Raw genomic sequence first — 18,654 nt, 5'->3', positions numbered from 1 at the left:
TGCTGGCGGGCGCCCCTGTCTGCTACGGTCCCGCCGCGTCCCCCGGTCCGCGCGTGCGCTGCCGGCGGAAAACTACTACCCAACGCTAGCATCAAGCCGCCATGACATTCACGCGGAACACCCTCCTGCTGCTGACCCTCGCCACCACCGCCGGCTGCCAGTCCGGCCCGCTGGGCGGGCTGGTGTGGAACCCGTTTTCACGAGCCGAACGGACCTCGTACGAGACCCCGGCCATGCGGACCGAACGGGCCCTGGCCGCCGGCGACGCCGCCGACGGGACCGACTCGGCGCGCCAGCAGGAGCTGACCGTTGAGCTGGCGCGGAAGGTGCAGACCGAACCCGACCCGCTGGTGCGGGACGCCATCATGAAGTCGGTCGCTAAGTTCAAGACGCCGCTGGCCGGCCAGGTGCTGACCGCCGGCCTGCAGGACGCCGACCCAATGGTCCGCCGCCGCTGCTGCGAGCTGCTCGGCCGGCGGGGCGACCCGGCGTCGACCGCGGCGCTGGCTGAAACCCTCCGCAACGACACCGACCAGGACGTCCGGATCGAGGCGGTCCGCGCCCTGGGCAACGTCCGCTCGCCGGAGACCAACGCCGCGTTGGTCGCCGCGCTCGAGTCACGCGACCCCGCGATGCAGTACGCCGGCGTGCAGTCGCTCGCCAAGGCGACCGGCCGGGACTTCAACGGAGACGTCCGGGCCTGCCTAGCCTACGCGAAGGGCGAGTCCCCCGCGGCCGCGCAAGAAGACCAAACCTCCGTCGCTTCGCGGGTCGGCCGATACCTCCCGTTCTAGCCCGGCGGGTCCTGCTTTAGTCGCGATTTTTTGCCGCCTACCGGGGCCCCATCTTCGCCATTCTCTGCGAGAACCCGGCTGTTCTGAGATTGCTCGCATTCGCTTTAAGCGCAGCAAGCCGCGTCCCGATACCAAAGGTCAGCGGCGTCCCCGGCGGGACCGTGGACGACGCTCGAGACCACGGCGCCACTGCTAGCATGCGCCGCGGCTCGTCTGCAACCTCGGCATTCACTGGCGGTTACGATGGGGCGTTACTTCATGCCGACGGCGTACACGACACTCGCGTACCTTCCACGCGGGGTCGTCTCGCTCGCGGCTCGACTCTTTGGCGGCAACGCAATGGGCTGCTGCGCCGGCTGGATTGCCTGCGGCGCGGCGCTGACGGCCTGCGGCGCTTCGGGCGCCGACCCGACGCCGATCTACGACAGCGGCTGGTCGGTCGCCAGCCCGACCCTGCCCCAAGACTCCGCGAGTCTCGCCTCGCCGCTCGGCCCCAGCCGGGTGCCGGCCGACCGTTTCGTCGGGCCGCGGACGCTCGAGAAGCTTCACCTGCCGTCCCGCGAGCCGCAGCAAGACTCCGACCTCCAGTGGCGGCCGGTCCGCACCGCGCAGCGGCCCGGCGCCGGGCCGCAGCACGACGGCGTGCTCCCCCCGCTGCCGCTCGGCGACGAACCACCCGCCGCCGATCCGGATGCGCTGGAAGTAGTCGCCCCGCAGCGGCTGGCCCCCAACGACAGGGCCGCCAAGGACAGGGCCGCCACGGACAAAGCACCCGTTAACGAGGCCCCGGTGCTCGACGCGCCAAAGCTCGATGGGCCGCGGCTCGACAACGCGTTCAGCGTGCCCGACATCTCCGGCGGCGCCACAGCCCCCGAGATGCAGGCGTTGCCAGAAGAGCCGTCACCGCCGGCCGTGCTGCGTAAGGACGGTCGAAAGCCGGCCCCGTTTGCCGCCACCGCGGCCAAGCCGATCGACGCAAAGCCCATTGACGCGAAGCCAGTCGACGACCAGCCGATCACCCCGGAAGTCGAGCGGCCCGACGCCCCGGCCGCAGAGCCCAGGCCCCTGGCGAAGCCCGAGACCAAGCCGGCCCCCGTTAGGGCCGACCCTGTTAAGGCCGACAAAACGGCTACCGGCCAGAGCAGCGAGCCGGACCAGCCGCCCGCTCCCCCAAAGTCCTCGGCCGAGGACCCCGACACGCGTTCGAGCCAATCGAACGAGGACGACGCCAGCGCGAAGCGTTCCCGCAGCTCCGAGGCAGACGCCGCCACCCGGCGGCACTCCAAGACTTTTGTCACGCCGAAGGAGATCGAGCGTCCCCAGCAGCCACTCAAGCCGCTCAGCCGCAACCAGATGAACCTCCGTAGCCGGCTGCGTTCGGTGCTGGCCTACTACTACCGCCGGCCGCTCAACAGCGCCGACCACGACTCGTGGGAGGTCATGCACAGTATGCTTTCCTACGGCCTGTACAGCCGCGTTCAGGACGGCGGGCGGCGGGGCAAGCCGGTCACCGCGGTCGGCTACCTCTGCTTCAACAAGCCGTGCGGCCGCTACCAGATGCTGTACCTGACGCCCGAAGGAAACCTCGACTGCCGCGTCGGCGTCGGCATGCAGGGGCACAAGGGCCAGCTGCTGGCGATGCTGGCCCAGTGCAACGTCAGCCCCGACTACCCGATCAGGGTCGAGGGCAAGGACTTTACCATCCGCGACCTGATCGCGGCCGAACAGCTCACCTGCTACGCCCGCACCGAGCTGACCTTCAAGCTGATCGGGCTAATGCACTACCTGCCCTCGGACTCGACCTGGGTCAACGACCAGGGCGAGCACTGGGACTTCGAGAAGCTGATTGCCGACGAGCGGACGCAGAAGATCCGCGGGGCGGCGTGCGGCGGCACCCACCGGCTGGGCGGGCTGGCGCTGGCGGCCAAGAAGCGGGTCGCCCGCGGCGAGCCGCTGGACGGCGAGTGGGCCGAGGCCCAGAAGTTCGTCGAGGAGTACCAGAACTACGCCTTCCGCCTGCAGAACCGCGACGGCAGCCTCAGCACCGAGTGGTTCCGCGGCCCCGGCGACGAGGATGACATCGACCGCCGCATCCGCACCACCGGGCACCTGCTCGAGTGGCTGATCTACTCGGTCCCCGAGGAGCAGCTGACCGAGTACCGGATCACCCGGGCGGTGAACTACCTGACGAGCCTGATCTCCTCGAACACGGACAACGCGTGGGAGATCGGCCCGCTGGCCCACGCCCTGCACGCCCTGAAACTGTACGACGAGCGGGTGTTCGAGCCGTACGACGACCCCAGCGGCCCAAAGATCGCGGGCCGGTCGAACCGCCCGGTGAACCTGAATTACAAGAGCCTGCAGAGCGGCATGAGCGAGAGCTACTTCTACGTGCAGCAGCGGCACGAGGAGCGGGAGAACCGGGGGGGCCTCGGCGGGCTGTTCGGCATCGGCTCGTCGTCGTCGCGTCGGTCGCGGTAGATTAGGTGCGAGAGTTCGGATTGAACTGTCTGGCGGGCTCCAGTAGATTGGGGAAGTCTGGCGGGGCGGATGCGTCGCGCCGCACGTCTGTACCTCCTGGCGCCTCTTTCGACGCGGCTGCTCGCCGCGCCCCCTGTGTATGGCCGTAGCGCGTAAGTTCAGCGATCAGCTCGATGCGTTCTGCCAGATGGCGGCGCGCATGGCGGACCTGCACAACGCCGAGGCGATCCTATTTCTGACGGAGCGTCCCACCGAGTGGGACAAGCTGCAGGCGGCGGTGGGCGACCACGCGCTGATCGTGGCGGCCGACTCCGAGGACGTGCTGGCAGGCTCCGAGGACGCGCAGTTCGACACGGTCGTGCTGTCGGTGCCCGACCTGCCGGTGTACGAGCAGCTCACCGAGGCCCTGCTCGAGGCGGTCGCCGACGAGCACCTGGCCCCCGGGGCCCCCGTGGTGGCGGTCTACAGCGGCTTCGAGTCGGACACCATCGACTCGCTGAGCCTGATCCGGCTGGGCGAGCACCTCGGCCGGCTGACCATCCGCGACCTCAAGCAGCTCGGCGCCAAGGTCCCCACCGAGACGCTCAAGAGCGTGGTCGACTTGGCGGTCTCGATTGGCAGAGAGGGCCGCGAGGGCAAGCCGGTCGGCACGCTGATGGTCGTCGGCGACCACCGCAAGACCCTCACCTTCTGCAAGCCGATGGGCTTCGACCCGGTCCGCGGCTACCCGGTGTCCGAGCGGATGCTGTCGGACGGCAAGGTCCGCGAGGGCGTGAAGGAGATCGCCCAGATGGACGGCGCGTTCGTCGTGTCGGCCAAGGGGACGGTCGTGGCGGCGTGCCAGCACGTGTCGGCGCCGCCGGCGGAGCTCTCCATCAGCAAGGGGCTGGGCGCCCGCCACTGGGCCGCCGCGGAGATCACCCGCGCCACCTCCGCGGTCGCGGTCGCGGTGAGCGAGTCGAACGGCACGGTCCGCGTGTTCCTCAACGGCGAGGTGGTGCTCCGCATCGAGCCCTTCCGCCGGGCGATGAAGTGGAAGGACTTCGAGAACGAGCCGCCCCCCGCCACGCCCGCGGAGAAGGAACGCGACAAGGATAAGGACAAGGAAAAAGACAAAGAGAAAGAGCCCGAGAAGGCCGAGTAGCGCGGCCGGCGCCCAACCGGGCCCGCGGGAATCTCCGAACGCATCGCTCAGAATCGAGCTCTCCGAATCGAGCTCTCAGAACGAAGTGGCGTCGAGGGTCTGGCCGTCGGCCCGGCTCGCCAGCCGCTACAGCAAGGACTTGTCTGCGTCGTAGTGGATGCCCCGCACGCTGCCGTCGCCCATCGCGAACGAGAACACGCCTGGGTGCGGCGAGCCAAACCGCACCGCGGTCTTCGCGGCGGCATCACGAACCCCCGGCCGCCGGTTGGGAACGGATCCTGGGCGTCGCGGTGGGTCAGCCAGCCGAGCGCCACCTGCCGCAGCCCCGACTGGCAGTCCGTGTGCCGTTGGGCTTCGTGGTCTGCTCGGATCCCATGGCGTGTATCCTAGACAGCAGTGGATGAGACCAGCGGCGCCGCCGGCGCCCGCCGCCATCCGCACAGTGGAGGAGTCCGCGGTCGTTGCGATCGCGGGCCTTCAGCCTACTTGATTGCGGTTACGGGCCCACTCGAAGGACACGCAAAGCCGACGTACTATCACACCGTGGCCAGGTGATTCTAAGCAGACCAACCAACGCAGCGGCTGCCTCGCAGCCGACCACCTACGGGACCCCCGCCCCTTGAAAGCCGCCCTCTATCACCAGTTTGCTGGCCCGCTGACGATCGAACAGGTCGACGACCCCTCGCCCGCGGCCGACGGAGCCGTGATCCGCGTCGAAGCGACCGGCCTGTGCCGCAGCGACTGGCACGGCTGGCAGGGGCACGACCCCGATATCACTGCCCTGCCCCACGTGCCGGGTCACGAGCTGGCCGGCGAGGTCTTGGCGGTCGGCAACGATGTGGACGCCGGCTGGGTCGGCCGCCGGGTGACGCTGCCGTTTGTCGCCGGGTGCGGCCGGTGCGGCGATTGCCGCCAAGGCCACCCGCAGGTGTGCCACCAGCAGCACCAGCCCGGCTTCACTGGGTGGGGGTCGTACGCGGAGCTGGTGGCGGTCCGCTACGCGAACGCCAACCTGGTGGAGCTGCCCGAGGCGATCGACTCGGTCACCGCGGCCAGCCTGGGGTGCCGCCTGGCGACCGCCTACCGCGCGGTCGCCGCGCAGGGGCGGCTGCGGTCGGGCCAGTGGCTGGCGGTGCACGGCTGCGGCGGGGTCGGGTTGTCGGCGGTGATGCTCGGCCGCGCGCTGGGCGCGGCGGTGCTGGCGGTCGACATCCGCGACGAGCCGCTCGCGCTCGCCCGTCGGCTCGGCGCCGTGGCGACGCTCAACACCACCGGCTGCGACGACGTCGGCGCGGCCGTGCACGAGCTCACCGGCGGTGGGGCCGACGTTTCGCTCGACGCGGTTGGCGGGCGCGCGACGTTCCGCAACTCGGTCCTCTCGCTCCGCAGGCGCGGGCGGCACGTGCAGGTCGGCCTGCTGGCCGGCGCGGACGCCGACCCGCCGGCGCCGATGGGCCGCGTGATCGGCTGGGAGCTCGAGCTGCTCGGCAGCCACGGGCTGGCCGCGCACGCCTACCCCGAGCTGCTGCGGATGATTGAGTGCGGGCGGCTCGACCCGAAGCAACTGGTCGAGCGGACGATCACACTGCAAGAGGCTCCGGCCGCCCTCGCCGCGCTCGACCAGGCGGTCGGCTGCGGCGTCACGGTAATCACGCCGCAGCGCTAGGCCCGCCGCAGCTCGATAAACGTTTCCATCAGCTGGATGAGCTGTGCCACCGGGACCGGCTTCTGCAGGAACGCGTCCGCGCCGGCGCTACGCAGCCTGGCCCGCAGCGCGGGGTCGCGGACGCCGGTCAGGACAATGATCGGCACCGCGATGGTCGAGGCCTGCGTGCGGATCGCCTGGATCAGGTCCTTGCCATCGCCGCCGGGCATTCTGACGTCCGTGATGATCAGGTCGGGTCGGGTCTCGAGCGCGTCGCTGATGCCCTGCTCGCCGTAGTAGGCGTGCTCGACATGGACGTGGTACTCGGCCATCCGCAGGGCCAGCCCGGTGTGGATCTCGGGGTCGTCGTCGATGCAGAGGATGGTTGGTTGGGCCGGCGGCCGCTGGGGCGCCGCCGACCCAACCAGAGGAGCGAGGTGGATCGTGGACGCCATGTCTGTTTTCCCCTTCGCTCCAAGCCGAGAACACTCACTGCATCTAAAAGATAGGTCGCCGCCGCAGATCGGGCCCCCGCCGGCGCTCGTTTCGCGGTTCCTACGCACGCGGGCGGCGGATCAAGCTGCGTTGCGTGCCCTCGCTGGTGAGCGACCGCTTGCACTTGGCCGCGGCGGCTGGTGGTCGCCGAAATCGAGGGCAAATCGGCCCGTATCCCCCAAAAGCGGCAAAAACCACAGCCAGCACGAGATTTTGATTTAAATCCGGACCCGCCCCGGCCCATTCATTAATGAGGCAGACTCCTTTCCCCCCTCTTCGCGTTCGCCTAGGCGGCCCCTCACGGGTCGGCTGCCGGCCCGTGGCTCGGAACAGCCGCGTGCCCAGCAGCACGGTTTCGGACCACCGCAGGACGGGTCGGCCAGGAGTCTGGCGCGGATCGACCGTTGCTGAGGCAAGCACCTACGGAACAGGCAGGCGGGAATGGCGTTTTTTCGTGATCGGAATCGGGCTGCGCGTCGTGCAAAGCAAGTCTTGTCGAAGCCGGCGAGGAGGTCCCCGCAGCGCCTCCGCTTCGAGCCGCTTGAAGACCGCCGCCTGCTGGCGGTGGTGATCAACGAGATTCATTTCAACGCCGAAGACAACACCAGCTTCGAAGAGTTCATCGAGCTGCACAACACGGCCGCCACGCCGGTCGACCTCTCCGGCTGGCAGTTCACCGACGGCGTCGACTACACGTTCCCCCAGGGCGCCTCGATCGCCGCCGGCGGCTTTGTGGTCGTCGCCCAGGACCCGGCGGTGCTTCAGAGCACCTTCGGGGTAGTCGCCGTGGGCCAGTACGCGGGCGGGCTGAGCAACGGCGGCGAGCGGATCGCGATCGCCAACTCCTCCGGCTTCCTGATCGACGAGGTCGAGTACGGCACGACCTTCCCTTGGCCGATCGCCGCGGATGGCGAGGGGCCGTCGATGGAGCTGGTCAACCCGGCGCTCGACAACAACCTCGGCAGCAACTGGCGGCCCACCTACGCCGAGCCGCTGTTCCCGGTGGCGGACCCGCCGACCGACGACCCGGTCCAGTCCGCCGGCCTGGTGCACCGCTGGATGTTCTCGGGCAACCTGGAAGACAGCGTCGGCGGCGCGGACGGCGTGCTGGTCGACCCGACCGGCCTGGCCAGTTTCGGCAACGGCCAGCTAGACGTCAGCGACAACTCGGGGCAGTCGTCCAACCAGCAGCCGTTTTCGCAGGGCGCGTACGTCGACCTGCCCAACGGCATCATCTCTTCGTTGGGCGAGAGCGCCACCTTCGAGTGGTGGGGCTCGGTCACCCGGAACCGTACCTGGGCCGAACTGTTCTCGTTCGGCTCGAGCGACGGCGGCGAGGACAGCTCGATCTCCGGCGGCAGCCAGGACTACATCGCGCTAATCCCGCAAGCCAACTCGGGCGACCTGCGTCTCACGCACCGCGACGGCGGGTCCGGGGCCGAGAATTCGATCGACTGGACCCAGGCGCCCGACACCAACCGCGAGTACCACCTCGCCGTGGTGTGGAACGGCGTCGCGGGCACACAGACCCTGTACGTCGACGGCCAGGCGGTCGGGACCAGCGGCACGCTGATCGATCTGTCCGACCTGAACGACAACAACAACTGGCTCGGCCGCTCGCAGTGGCCCGACCCGCTGTTCGACGGCACGCACGACGAGTTCCGCATTTACAGCCAGGCGCTCAGCAGCGCCGAGATCGCCGCCAGCTTCAACGCCGGCCCGGACGCCGTGTTCTCTGGCCCGACGATCAGCTCGCTGACCGCGACCGCCAGCGAGATCATGTCCGGCGACTCACTGACGCTCGCTTGGACCGTCGACGACGCCGACACGCTGACGCTCACGCCCGACGTGGGAGACGTCACCGGTCAGAGCAGCGTGGTGGTGGCGCCCAGCCAAACCACCACCTACACGCTGGCCGCCAGCAACGGCGACGGGACCACCACCCGCTCGATAAGGATTGTGGTCGAGCCCCGCCGCGCGACCCCGGGCCAAGCCAACCAAACGCTCGCAGCCAACGCGGCGCCGGCCATCAAGGGGGTCGTCGCCTCTGGCGGCGACACGTCGGCCGCGCCCGGCGTGGTGACCGCCGAGGTCAGCGACCCAGACGGCGTCGCCTCGGTGGTGCTGCAGTACCAGATCGTGCTGCCGGGCGCGTACGTTCCGGCCCGGCTGCCGGTCCCGCACAACGAGCTGCTCGCCAACCCCGACCTCAAGCCGTCGGCCAACCCGGAGTACTTCGACCCGGCCAACTGGGCGAGCATCGAGATGCGTGACGACGGCCTCGGCGCCGACCAGACCGCGGGCGACGGCGTCTACACCGCGACCATCCCAACCCAGGCGCACCGCACGCTGGTGCGGTACCGGGTCGAGGTGGCCGACACGCTCGGCGCGTCGGCGCTCGCGCCGTACGCGGACGACGCCTCGCTCAACTTCGCGTACTTCGTGTACGACGGCGTGCCGGACTACGTCGACGGCACGGGCCAGGTGCTGGCCGACGCCGAGGCGCTCGCCTCGCTGCCGGTGTACCACCTGCTGACCGACGCCGACGACCTGGCCGAGGCCAACGCCTGGGACTTTGCGGACCAGATCCCGCAGGGGACCGAGGCCCGCTCGGCCTACAACTGGGGCGGCACGATCGTCTACAACGGCAAGGTCTACGACAACGTCCAGTACCGCCCCCGGGGCGCCAACGGCCGCTACTACGGCGAGGGCAAGCGGAGCATGCGCTACCGCTTCAACGACGGCTACTGGTTCGAGCCGCTCGATCAGGACGGCGAGGCCTACCCCGAGCAGTGGAAGACCCTCACCACCGGCAAGGGCTTCGACAACCACCAGACGCTGACGTACGCCCTCAACGAGGCGATCACGATGCAGCTGTCGAACATGATGGGGCTGCCCGCGCTCGACACGCACTGGTTCCAGTTCCGCGTCATCGACGACGCGGCCGAGGCGCCCGACCAGTACAACGGCGACTTCTGGGGGATCAACTTCGCCCTGGAGGATTTCGACCAGCGGTTCCTCGACGCGCACGGTCTGGAGGAGGGCAACCTCTACAAGCTCAACAACCAGACGCAGGACGCGCTGCGGCAGCAGGACTACCAGTCGCCCTACGGCGTGACCGACGGCTCCGACCACGACTACGTCGAGTACGTGATGGGCCGCGGCAGCGACGACCTCGACGCCCGCGTCAACCTCGAGAAGTACTTCATCTACCACGCCGTCGCCGAGGCGGTCCGCCACTACGACTACTGGCCCACCGCCAACAAGAACGCGGCCTACTACTTCGAGCCCGACTACACCGCCGCCAACGACAACCTCGGCAAGCTGTGGCTCCTGCTCTGGGACACCGACGCCAGCTGGGGTCCAACCTGGAACGACGGGCACGATCTGGTCTACGAGGCCCTGTTCGACAACTTCGACCAGTCCTACGCCGACAGTATTCTCAAGCCGGGCTACTACAACACCATCCGCGAGATGCGGGACCTGATCTGGCAGCCCGAGCAGATCGAGGGCATGGTCCGCGAGCTGGCCGAGTCGCTCCTGCCGCTCGAGGCCGCCGACCGCGCCCGCTGGCAGGGCGCGCCCAGCTCGGTCGGCAACTACAACGGCCTCACCGGCCCCGGCATGACCTCGGTCGAGACCCTCATCCAGGACATGCTCGACTTCGCCTTTGTTGGCGGCCAGTGGCCCAGCGGCGGCAGCGGCACCGGCTACGTGCAGGTCGGCGGGCGGGCCGCGTACCTGGACGGCGTGCTGGCCGGCTCGGGCGAGGAGGCGCTGGTCCCCTCCACGCCAACCCTGACCTACGTCGGCGACCCCGGCATGCCCGCCAACGGCCTCGTGCTGCAGACCTCCACGTTCGACGACCCGCAGGGGGCCGGCACGTTCGGGGCGATCGAGTGGCGGATCTCCGAGGTGACCGACGCCTCGGCCGGCGGCGACCCCGGCGTCACGTTCCTCGACGAGTGGACCGCGAGCTGGGAGTCGGGCGAGCTCACCACCTTCAGCGACACGCTCGAGGTGCCGCCGACCGCGGTCACCCCCGGCGCGACCTACCGCGCCCGCGTCCGCATGCAGGACGACACCGGCCGCTGGAGCCACTGGTCGGACCCGGTCGAGATGGTCGCCCAGGCGCCGACCGACCTGCCGACGCTCGCCATCACCGAGCTGCACTACCACCCGCTGAACCCCAACCTGGCGGACGAGGACGACCAGGAGTTCATCGAGATCCTCAACACGGGGGCCGAACCGGTCGATCTGTCGGGCGTGCAGATCGCCGACTTCGCGTCGACGCCGTACGTGTTCGCCGACGGCCAGACGCTGGCCCCGGGCGAGTACATCGTGGTCGCCCGGACGCCGAGCGTGTTCACCGCCGTGTACGGGGCTGGCGTCAACCTGGCGGTCGGCGGCTACGCGACCGCCAACCTGAGCAACGGCGGCGAGACCATCTCACTGCTCGACGCCGACGGGCAGGTGATCCAGAGCCTCACCTACAGCGACGACCCGCCCTGGCCCACCACCCCAGACGGCGACGGCCCCTCGCTGGAGATCATCGACCCGCTTGCCGACCCGAACGACCCGGCCAACTGGCAGGCGAGCCTGTACGTCATGGGCTCGCCCGGCTCGGCCGGGCTGCCGATCCCCGGCGACTACGACGCCAGCGGCGTCGTCGACGGCGCGGACCGCGACGTCTGGCGGAGCCAGTACGGCGCGAGCGTCGGCCGGCCCGGCACGGGCGCCGACGGCAACCGCGACGGCCTGGTGAACGCCGCCGACTACGCCGTGTGGCGCGCCCACGAGGGGGACACGACCACGCTGTACGGCTCGCTAGCCAGCGCCGCTTTAGCCGAAGCGGTTGCCGCGGCCGCAGCAGCCGAGCAGTCGACCAGCGTCGGCGCAAGGCTGGCAGCGTTTGCCTCGCTTGCCGACCCCGTAGCGTCGCTCGCAAGGGCGTCAAACAGCCCGATGGTCGACTACGCCGCGGCAGCCAGTGCGGCCACCGACGACGACCTGCTGCTGTACGAGCACGCGCTGGCCGACTCGCCGGAGGGGCTGCTGCCGACCGGTGAAGTGGGCGCAGCCGCGGAAGAGGAAGCGTCCGGCGACGACCCTGCTACGGCTGATCTGCTTCGAGACGGCCTCGCAGGCCTTTGATCCGGAACGCGGTGACGCACAGCGAGATGCCGAAGATGATCGCGAACGCGCCGATCACCTGAATCAACGTCCTGCCGGCCAGCAGCGGAGCCGCCAGCACCAGCAGGCCGAACAGGATCGAGAACACGCCGGCCAGGATCATCCATCCCTCGCCCTCGATCTCCTTGCGCTCCTTGATCGCGACGTAGATCTCCAAGCCGCCGCCGATGATCATCTGCACGGCGAGGATCGTGACCAGGATCCAGATCGTGACGATGCCGAACAACGCCGGGTTCGCCACGATGACGAGCCCCGCGATCACGCCCAGCACGCCACGCAGCAGCGTCCAGCCACGCGACTCGCCCCAGCCCATAACCGCGGCCACCAGCGCGAGCACGCCGTCAGCCAGCACAAACACGCCCAGCACCCAAGAGTAGGCTTCCAGCGTGAGGCCGGGCGTCAACAGCGCGTAGCCCCCCAGCACGATCAGCAGCACGCCACGCAGGAGCAGCAGCCACCAGACGCTGCTGATCGCGGTCAGCACCTCGCGTCGGCTGATGGGGGCTTCGGCGGCTGCGGCGGGCGGGGTTGGGTCGGGCGTCATGGCTTGCACCTGCTTGTTGGGTGGAGTTCGATCGAGACCGTGGGCGTTCTCTCCGGGCCAATTCTCTGCCAGGGACGCTGCAGCCCGCATTCTAGAGCGGGACCACGCCGCGGGCGATCCCTCGCGCCAGCAGGTACAGGCACAGCCCCGCCAGCGTGACGCGTGACAGCCTGCGGCTGCGTTCAGGGAACTTTGCCAGGGCGATCGCGCCGAGCATCATCACGATGGTCGGACCTGGGTCGCCCCACGGGACCAGCGGCAGGACGAATCCCCAGTCGCTCGCTGGCCAGAACGGCTCCACCGGCCAATCGGTCAGCCCCTCCCCTCCCGACACCACCGCGTCGCACGCCAGGTGGACCAGCTGCGCAGCCGCCGAGACCGCAATCAACCAGCCCATAGTGGGCCGCCCGGCGAACGGCCCGACCGCCGTCGGCGGCCGGCTGTCGACCGGCAGCCACTTGGCGACGCGGGCCGATAGCCGCTCGATCCAGCCGAAGCGGGCCTGGCTCCAGGCGAGCAGCAGCGAGGTCAACGCGATCGCAAAGACGTTGTGCCCCCACACGCGGTGGCCCGATTCAAACCGTTGCATATCGAACAGCATCGGCAGGCCGTCGAGGTCGGGGGCGTTGGACGCCACCGCTGCAAACACGACGGCCGCCCAGCCCAGCCGTCGGTCCAGGCCCAATGCCATCGCGCCGTGGACCCCGACCAGTGTGTGCTCGGGGGTGGTCATGCGTGGGCGCCGCGTTGTTGGGGCGAGCGGGGGCCGCGTGTCTAGGAATCGGAGGCGCCGATGACCTGCTCCAGCCGCGCTCGGATCTCCTGCAGGCGGTGGTCGGACTCGGGCTTCGACTCGTCGCGTTCGCTTACGTAGAACACGTCCACGACGCGGTCACCGGAGGTGCCGATCTTGGCGAAGCCGATCACCAGGCCGAGCTCGTGCAGCGCCCGGGCCAGCTCGTACAGGAGCCCGAGGCGGTCGATCGTAAAGACCTCGACAATCAGCCACCTGTTCGTCAGCGACGCGTCGAGCCGGACCTCCGGCGGCTGGTTGCTGAGGGCGGCCTGCGACTGCGCGGCCTCGGCGCCCCAGACGCGGCGGAACTTGGGCGGGGCGTCGGAGTCGATGGAGCGCTCCATCGCGCGGGAGATCTGGAAGATGCGTTCGGGCGCGGCGCCGGTCGGCGCGTCGGGGTCCTGGGCGACGTACCGCAGCAGCAGCAGGTCGTCGGACAGCATGGCGGTCTCGGCCTGGTTGATCTTGAGGCCCGCGGCGCTGAGCGCGCCGGCCATGCTGGAGAAGACGCCGCGTCCGGACCCGCTGTGCACGCCTGCCAGGTACTCGACCGCCCCCAGCGACGACTGGTAGCTGCCCCAGGCGGCGCCGCGGCCGTCGGTCAGCGAACGGAGCCGCGAGAGCGTGTCGACCACCTCGCGCGGCTGGTGCGACGCAAAGAACGACTCCGGCATCGCGTCGAGCTGACGCTTGAACCAGGGGTCGCCCTGCTGCTGCTTGGACAACGCCTGCCAGGACGCGGCGCGGCGGGCAGCCCGACGCGTCGACGGGTCGTCCTCGTCCGGCTGCAGCAGCCACAGCGTGCGGGTGTAGAGCGAGCCGAGCATGTCGGCCTTCCACTTGGTCATCACCTCCGGGCCGACGGCGCACATGTCGGCCGTGGTCAGCAGGTACAGCAGGGTCAGCCGTTCGGTGGTCTGGGTGAGGTTGGCGAAGGCGCGGATGGTGTCGGGGTTGCTGATGTCGCGCCGCAGCGCGATGCGGTTCATGCTCAGGTGCTCGCGGATCAGGAACATGAGCGTGTCGCGGTCGCTGGCGGACAGGCCGAACCGCTCGGCGGTCTCGCCGGCGATCCGCTCGCCGACGATCGAGTGGTCCTCCTCCTGCCCCTTGCCGAGGTCGTGGATCAGCAGCGCCAGGTGCAGCAGCCACTTCCGGTCGAACGCCGCGTAGACCGACCCCACTCGGGAGCGCTGGTCGAGCAGCCGGGTCGCCTCCTCGACGGCGCGGATGCTGTGCTCGTCGACCGTGTACTTGTGGTACTGGTTGAACTGCAGCAGGCACCGGGCGCGGCCGAACTCCGGCAGGAACTTCTCCAGCACGCCGAGCTCGTGCGCGCGGCGGAGCAGCCACCCCAGGCTGTGCGGGTTCTCGAGGACATCGAGGAACTGACGGGTCCGCTCCGGCGTGACCTCGTTCGAGTAGTTGGGCGCCGAGCGGTAGACCAGGTAGTTGGTGTCCTGCGCGACGCGGAGGTCGCTCACCCGGGCGAGGTCCAGCAGGTGCAGGGCCTCGCCGGCGTGCCGCTCCAGCTTCGCGCGGCCCTGCTGCGTCGCGGAGATCTCACGCGTGCCGAGCTGGTAGTCGGCCTCGACCCGGCGGGTGAAGACCGAGTCGAACACCCGCTCGACGGTCGGCTTCGGCGCGGACAGCTCGGTCATCCGGTTGGCCAGGAAGCTGACGTGGCCGGCGTGGCGGAAGTAGTCGCGCATGAACCGCTCGACCGGCAGCAGGCCGGCCGAGCCGTAGTACTCGAACTTCTCCGCGATGCGGACCTGCTCGACACGGATCAGCAGGTCGCGTTCCTGGCCGGCGTGGAAGTGCAGCTCGTTGCGGACCCGCATCAGGAAGTCGCGGGCGGTGACCAGCCGGCGGTGGTCGAACTTGGAGATCACGCCCCGCATGCGCAGCCGCTCCAGGTCGGACTCGCCGGCGTGGGCGAACCACAGCCAGCGGAGGAAGTGCAGGTCGCGGAGCGCGCCGGGCGAGCGTTTGACGTTCGGCTCCAGCAGGTAGACGGTCTCGCCGTACTTGTCGCGTTCGGCGCGGCGGGCCTCGATAAAGTCGGCGCACTGGGCCGTGACCCGCCGCCCGATCATGCGGCGGAACTTGTCGCGGAACTCATCCATCACGGGCTCCGAGCCGATCAGCGGCCGCGACTCCACCAGCGAAGACGCGATCACCGCGTCCTGCCGGGCCAGGCGGATCGACTCGTCGACCGTGCGGAGGCTCTGGCCGAGCTGGAGGCCGATGTCGAACACGTCCTGCGTGATGCGGCGGGCAAAGCGCTCGACGTCGCGGTCGACGCGGCCCTGGTGCAGCAGCATGACGTCGACGTCCGAGAAGGGCGCCATCTGGCGGCGGCCGTAGCCGCCGTGCGCGACCAGCACGGCCCGCTCGCGCAGCCGGTCGGCGACCGGGCGGGGGAAGTCGGCAAGCGCCGACTCGGCGACCCGCTGCAGCGCGGCGTCCGCCAGCGCGGTGAGCTTCCGCCCTACCTGCACGCCGGGCATGCCGAGGTCGTGCTGCTTGCGGATGGCGTCGCGCCCCGCGGCCAGCTGCTCACGCGCTTCGATTAGCTCTTGTCGGAGTCGCGGCGCTGGTGAGCTGTCGGGGGGCAACGGATCTGGGATTTCGGATTGGGGGTGGCGGACGATGCGGGTGCGAACCTTGGCCTCACGGGATCCGCAATCCCAAACCCGCGACCCGCAATCGCGGGCTAGCTAACTCGGTGACACAACTGGAGAGCCCACGGCGTGGTGGGCTGCAGCGAGGAGGGCTACAGGGCCTCGCCGCCGGTCTCGCCGGTGCGGATGCGGATGGTCTCGGTCAGCTCCGAGACAAACACCTTGCCGTCGCCGATCTGGCCGGTCTGGGCGGCCTTGAGGATGGTGTCGACCACCATCTGCAGGCGATCGTCGTCGATCACGACCTCGACCTTGACCTTCGGCACGAAGTCCACGGCGTACTCGGTGCCGCGGTACATCTCGGTGTGGCCCTTCTGGCGGCCGAAGCCGCGGACCTCGGTGATGGTCATGCCGGAAACGCCCTGTTCCGACAGCGCATTCTTGACGTCCTCCAGCTTGTAGTGGCGGACGATGGCCTCGATCTTTTTCATAGCGATTCACTCCGTGGGTTGCCGGGGAGGCGATCCGGGCGGCCGGCGGCACGGTATCCCCGCGTGTATCTTAGCATACCGGGGCGGCGGACCCAGAGCCCGGCGCCATTGCCTGGAGCCGCGGGCCCTGGGACGCCCGATTCCGGGTCCGTGGGGGCTACAGCAGCAGGTAGCCCTCCTCCTCGTGTTCCTTGATGTCCAGGCCGCGGCGTTCGGTCTCTTCGTCGACCCGCAGGCCGGTGATCGCCTTGACAATCAGCAGCAGCACCACCGTCATCACGACGCTGAACACCCAGGTGACCAGCGTGGCGACGATCTGGCCCTTGAGCACCGAGCCCCCCTCGATCAGGCCGAGCTTGGCGCCGTCGGCGATGTCCCAGCACGCGCGGGTGGCGAACACGCCGGTCAGGATGGCGCCCAACGTGCCGCCGACGCCGTGCACGCCAAAGGCGTCGAGCGCGTCGTCGTAGCCGAACTTGCTCTTCATGCCGCACGCGATCGCGCACACCACGCCGGCGACGGCGCCCATGGCGAGCGCCGGCATCGGCTGCACGAAACCGGCCGCCGGGGTGATGCAGACCAGGCCGGCCACCGCGCCGGACGCGGCGCCGAGCACGCTCGGCTTGCCGCGGGTGAGCCACTCGTACAGCGACCACGCCACGGCCCCGGCCGCGGCCGAGAAGTGCGTCACCGCGAAGGCGCTGGAGGTCAGGCCGTCGGAGGCCAGCTCGCTGCCGGCGTTGAAGCCGAACCAACCGACCCACAACATCGCGGCGCCGAGCGCCGTGTAGGTCAGGTTGTGGGGACGCATGTCGTCGTGGCCCCAGCCGCTGCGGCGACCCAACATGATCGCGCACACCAAGGCCGAGATGCCCGAGCTGATGTGCACCACCGTACCGCCCGCAAAGTCGAGCGCGCCCCCGGCCCAGGAAGCGGTGGCGATATCCGGGTTGGCGTACGCTTTACCATCGAAGGCCAGGATGCCGCCGCCCCACACCCAGTGGCACAATGGGCAGTAGACCAGTGTGCCCCACAGCACGCTGAACAGCACCATCGCGCTGAACTTCATCCGCTCGGCGAACGCGCCGCAGATCAGCGCCGGGGTGATGATAAAGAACATGCCCTGGAACAGCATGTGGGTCAGCCGCGGGATAACGCCCTCCATGGGCGTCTCCGGCGAGTTGGTCTCTTCGTTCCAGAACTGCTGCACGTCGTTCATGAACAAGTAGTCGCCATTGCCGATGTAGGGGTTGTCGCCGCCGAAGGCGAGCGAGTACCCGTACAGCGACCACAGCACGGTCATCAGGCCCATCAGGAACAGGCACTGCATCATCACCGAGAGGACGTTCTTCTTGCGGACCAGGCCGCCGTAAAACATGGCCAGGCCGGGCGCGGTCATGAACAGCACCAGCGCACAGCTGGTGAGCATCCAGGCGTTGTGGCCGGCGAGCTTGGCCTCGTCGACCCCGGCGGCCAGACTCTCAAGAGTGGGGCTTTCGAGCGTGGAGCCCTCGTCGGCTGCCGGAGCGTCCTGCGCAAAAGCAGGAACGGCGATCGCGGCAAACGCAAGCAGCAGGAAGCTGAACAGACACCGGCGGTGGGTCCACCAAGCCATCATAAGAGTCCTCCGATTCAGAAAAGTTTCCGCACTGTTCGCCGAGCAGCGGCCGCCTGCCGCGGCGCCACGTCCTTGCGCCGCTGCCCGCTGGTCTGCGAGCGTGCCAGGATAAGCGGGGGCGATGCTAGCGTAAAGTGGCGAGCGATTGCGGGGCCCGGACTAGCTCGATTTCTGCCACGGCACGTCGCCCTGGCCCGACGCCTGGTTCACCCAGCGGGCGGCGACAAACAGCAGGTCGCCCAGCCGGTTGATGTAGGCGACCGGCAGGCTGCGGATCGGCTCGACGTGCGCCAGGGCGACCACCCGCCGCTCGGCCCGCCGGCAGACACACCGCGCCAGGTGCAGGTGCGAGGCCGCCAGGTCGCCCCCGGGGAGGATGAAATTCCGGAGGGCGGGCAGGTCCTTCTCGAGCCGGTCGATGGCGCCCTCGAGCATGTCGATGGCCGCCTGCTGCAGCAGCGCGGTCCCCTTCTCCTCGGGTTCGAGCGTGGCGAGCTCGGCGCCAAGGTCGAACAGGTGGTGCTGCACCGACGACAGCAGCTGCGTCAGCTCCTGGCTGTCGGACAGCGTCGCCGCTAGCTGCGCCCGCGCCAGCCCGACCGCCGCGTTCAGCTCGTCGACCTCGCCAAAGGCCTCGATCCGGGCGTTGTTCTTGCCGACGCGGCTGCCGCCGAACAGGCCGGTGGCTCCTTCGTCGCCGCCGCGGGTGTAGATCTTCATAAGTAGGGGATCGGCTAGTGGTAAGAATGGGGTGGCCTCTCCTAAAACTCTCCACATGCGTAGCCCTCCCCGCAAGGGGTGGGACCCTGGGCAAGCCGTGGTCGCT

Annotated in this window: 13 protein-coding genes; 5 read left to right on the top strand and 8 right to left on the bottom strand. The window is 69.4% G+C overall.

All coding sequences use genetic code 11. From position 1 onward, the window contains the following. Positions 1 to 101: 101 nt before the first annotated feature. From Pla123a_RS07250 to Pla123a_RS07240, 3 genes are all read left to right on the top strand, one after another. Entirely contained in the window at positions 102 to 794 is a 693-nt protein-coding gene (locus Pla123a_RS07250; protein ID WP_146585385.1) for a HEAT repeat domain-containing protein, read from the top strand. Positions 795 to 1,037: 243 nt separating this feature from the next. Then, entirely contained in the window at positions 1,038 to 3,275 is a 2,238-nt protein-coding gene (locus Pla123a_RS07245) for a hypothetical protein (protein ID WP_146585383.1), read from the top strand. Between the two features lie 139 nt (positions 3,276 to 3,414). After that, positions 3,415 to 4,419, top strand: a complete 1,005-nt coding sequence (locus Pla123a_RS07240) for a DNA integrity scanning protein DisA nucleotide-binding domain protein (RefSeq protein ID WP_146585381.1) — start codon at positions 3,415 to 3,417, stop codon at positions 4,417 to 4,419. A 126-nt stretch (positions 4,420 to 4,545) separates the two neighbouring features. On the opposite strand, the gene Pla123a_RS25155 is transcribed toward Pla123a_RS07240, so the two are convergent. Continuing rightward, positions 4,546 to 4,854, bottom strand: a complete 309-nt coding sequence (locus Pla123a_RS25155; protein WP_146585379.1) for an H-X9-DG-CTERM domain-containing protein — start codon at positions 4,852 to 4,854, stop codon at positions 4,546 to 4,548. A gap of 184 nt (positions 4,855 to 5,038) precedes the next feature. Between Pla123a_RS25155 and Pla123a_RS07230 the strand changes: the two genes are divergently transcribed. Next, positions 5,039 to 6,085 (top strand): zinc-dependent alcohol dehydrogenase family protein, encoded by a 1,047-nt coding sequence (locus Pla123a_RS07230; protein WP_146585377.1) that lies wholly within the window; start codon positions 5,039 to 5,041, stop codon positions 6,083 to 6,085. Here Pla123a_RS07230 and Pla123a_RS07225 read toward each other — a convergent pair. Continuing rightward, the gene (locus tag Pla123a_RS07225; RefSeq protein WP_146585374.1) at positions 6,082 to 6,519 is read right to left on the bottom strand and encodes a response regulator; all 438 of its coding nucleotides are present in this window, start codon (positions 6,517 to 6,519) and stop codon (positions 6,082 to 6,084) included. The two genes, Pla123a_RS07230 and Pla123a_RS07225, sit on opposite strands and share 4 nt — an antisense overlap. A gap of 532 nt (positions 6,520 to 7,051) precedes the next feature. Between Pla123a_RS07225 and Pla123a_RS07220 the strand changes: the two genes are divergently transcribed. Next, complete coding sequence (locus Pla123a_RS07220) at positions 7,052 to 11,713, top strand: lamin tail domain-containing protein (protein ID WP_197527771.1); 4,662 nt, start codon at positions 7,052 to 7,054, stop codon at positions 11,711 to 11,713. Here Pla123a_RS07220 and Pla123a_RS07215 read toward each other — a convergent pair. The 6 genes from Pla123a_RS07215 to Pla123a_RS07190 form a co-directional block, all read right to left on the bottom strand. Further along, positions 11,673 to 12,296 (bottom strand): HdeD family acid-resistance protein, encoded by a 624-nt coding sequence (locus Pla123a_RS07215; protein WP_197527770.1) that lies wholly within the window; start codon positions 12,294 to 12,296, stop codon positions 11,673 to 11,675. The two genes, Pla123a_RS07220 and Pla123a_RS07215, sit on opposite strands and share 41 nt — an antisense overlap. Before the next feature lie 91 nt (positions 12,297 to 12,387). After that, a complete protein-coding gene (locus Pla123a_RS07210; RefSeq protein WP_146585368.1) occupies positions 12,388 to 13,029 on the bottom strand; it encodes a metal-dependent hydrolase in 642 nt (213 codons plus the stop codon). Positions 13,030 to 13,070: 41 nt separating this feature from the next. Beyond that, on the bottom strand, positions 13,071 to 15,713 hold the full coding sequence (gene glnD / locus Pla123a_RS07205; RefSeq protein WP_146585366.1) for a [protein-PII] uridylyltransferase: 2,643 nt from the start codon (positions 15,711 to 15,713) through the stop codon (positions 13,071 to 13,073). Positions 15,714 to 15,871: 158 nt separating this feature from the next. After that, positions 15,872 to 16,210, bottom strand: a complete 339-nt coding sequence (locus Pla123a_RS07200) for a P-II family nitrogen regulator (RefSeq protein WP_146585364.1) — start codon at positions 16,208 to 16,210, stop codon at positions 15,872 to 15,874. A gap of 157 nt (positions 16,211 to 16,367) precedes the next feature. After that, entirely contained in the window at positions 16,368 to 17,828 is a 1,461-nt protein-coding gene (locus Pla123a_RS07195; protein WP_146585362.1) for an ammonium transporter, read from the bottom strand. Between the two features lie 159 nt (positions 17,829 to 17,987). Next, positions 17,988 to 18,548 carry a cob(I)yrinic acid a,c-diamide adenosyltransferase gene (locus Pla123a_RS07190; protein ID WP_146585360.1) on the bottom strand — a complete coding sequence of 187 codons (561 nt, stop codon included), beginning with the start codon at positions 18,546 to 18,548 and terminating at the stop codon, positions 17,988 to 17,990. Between the last annotated feature and the right edge of the window lie 106 nt (positions 18,549 to 18,654).

The organism is Posidoniimonas polymericola (assembly GCF_007859935.1).
GTDB lineage: Bacteria > Planctomycetota > Planctomycetia > Pirellulales > Lacipirellulaceae > Posidoniimonas > Posidoniimonas polymericola.
Note: the sequence above shows the minus strand (reverse complement) of the source record. Positions and strands in the feature narration are given on the sequence as shown.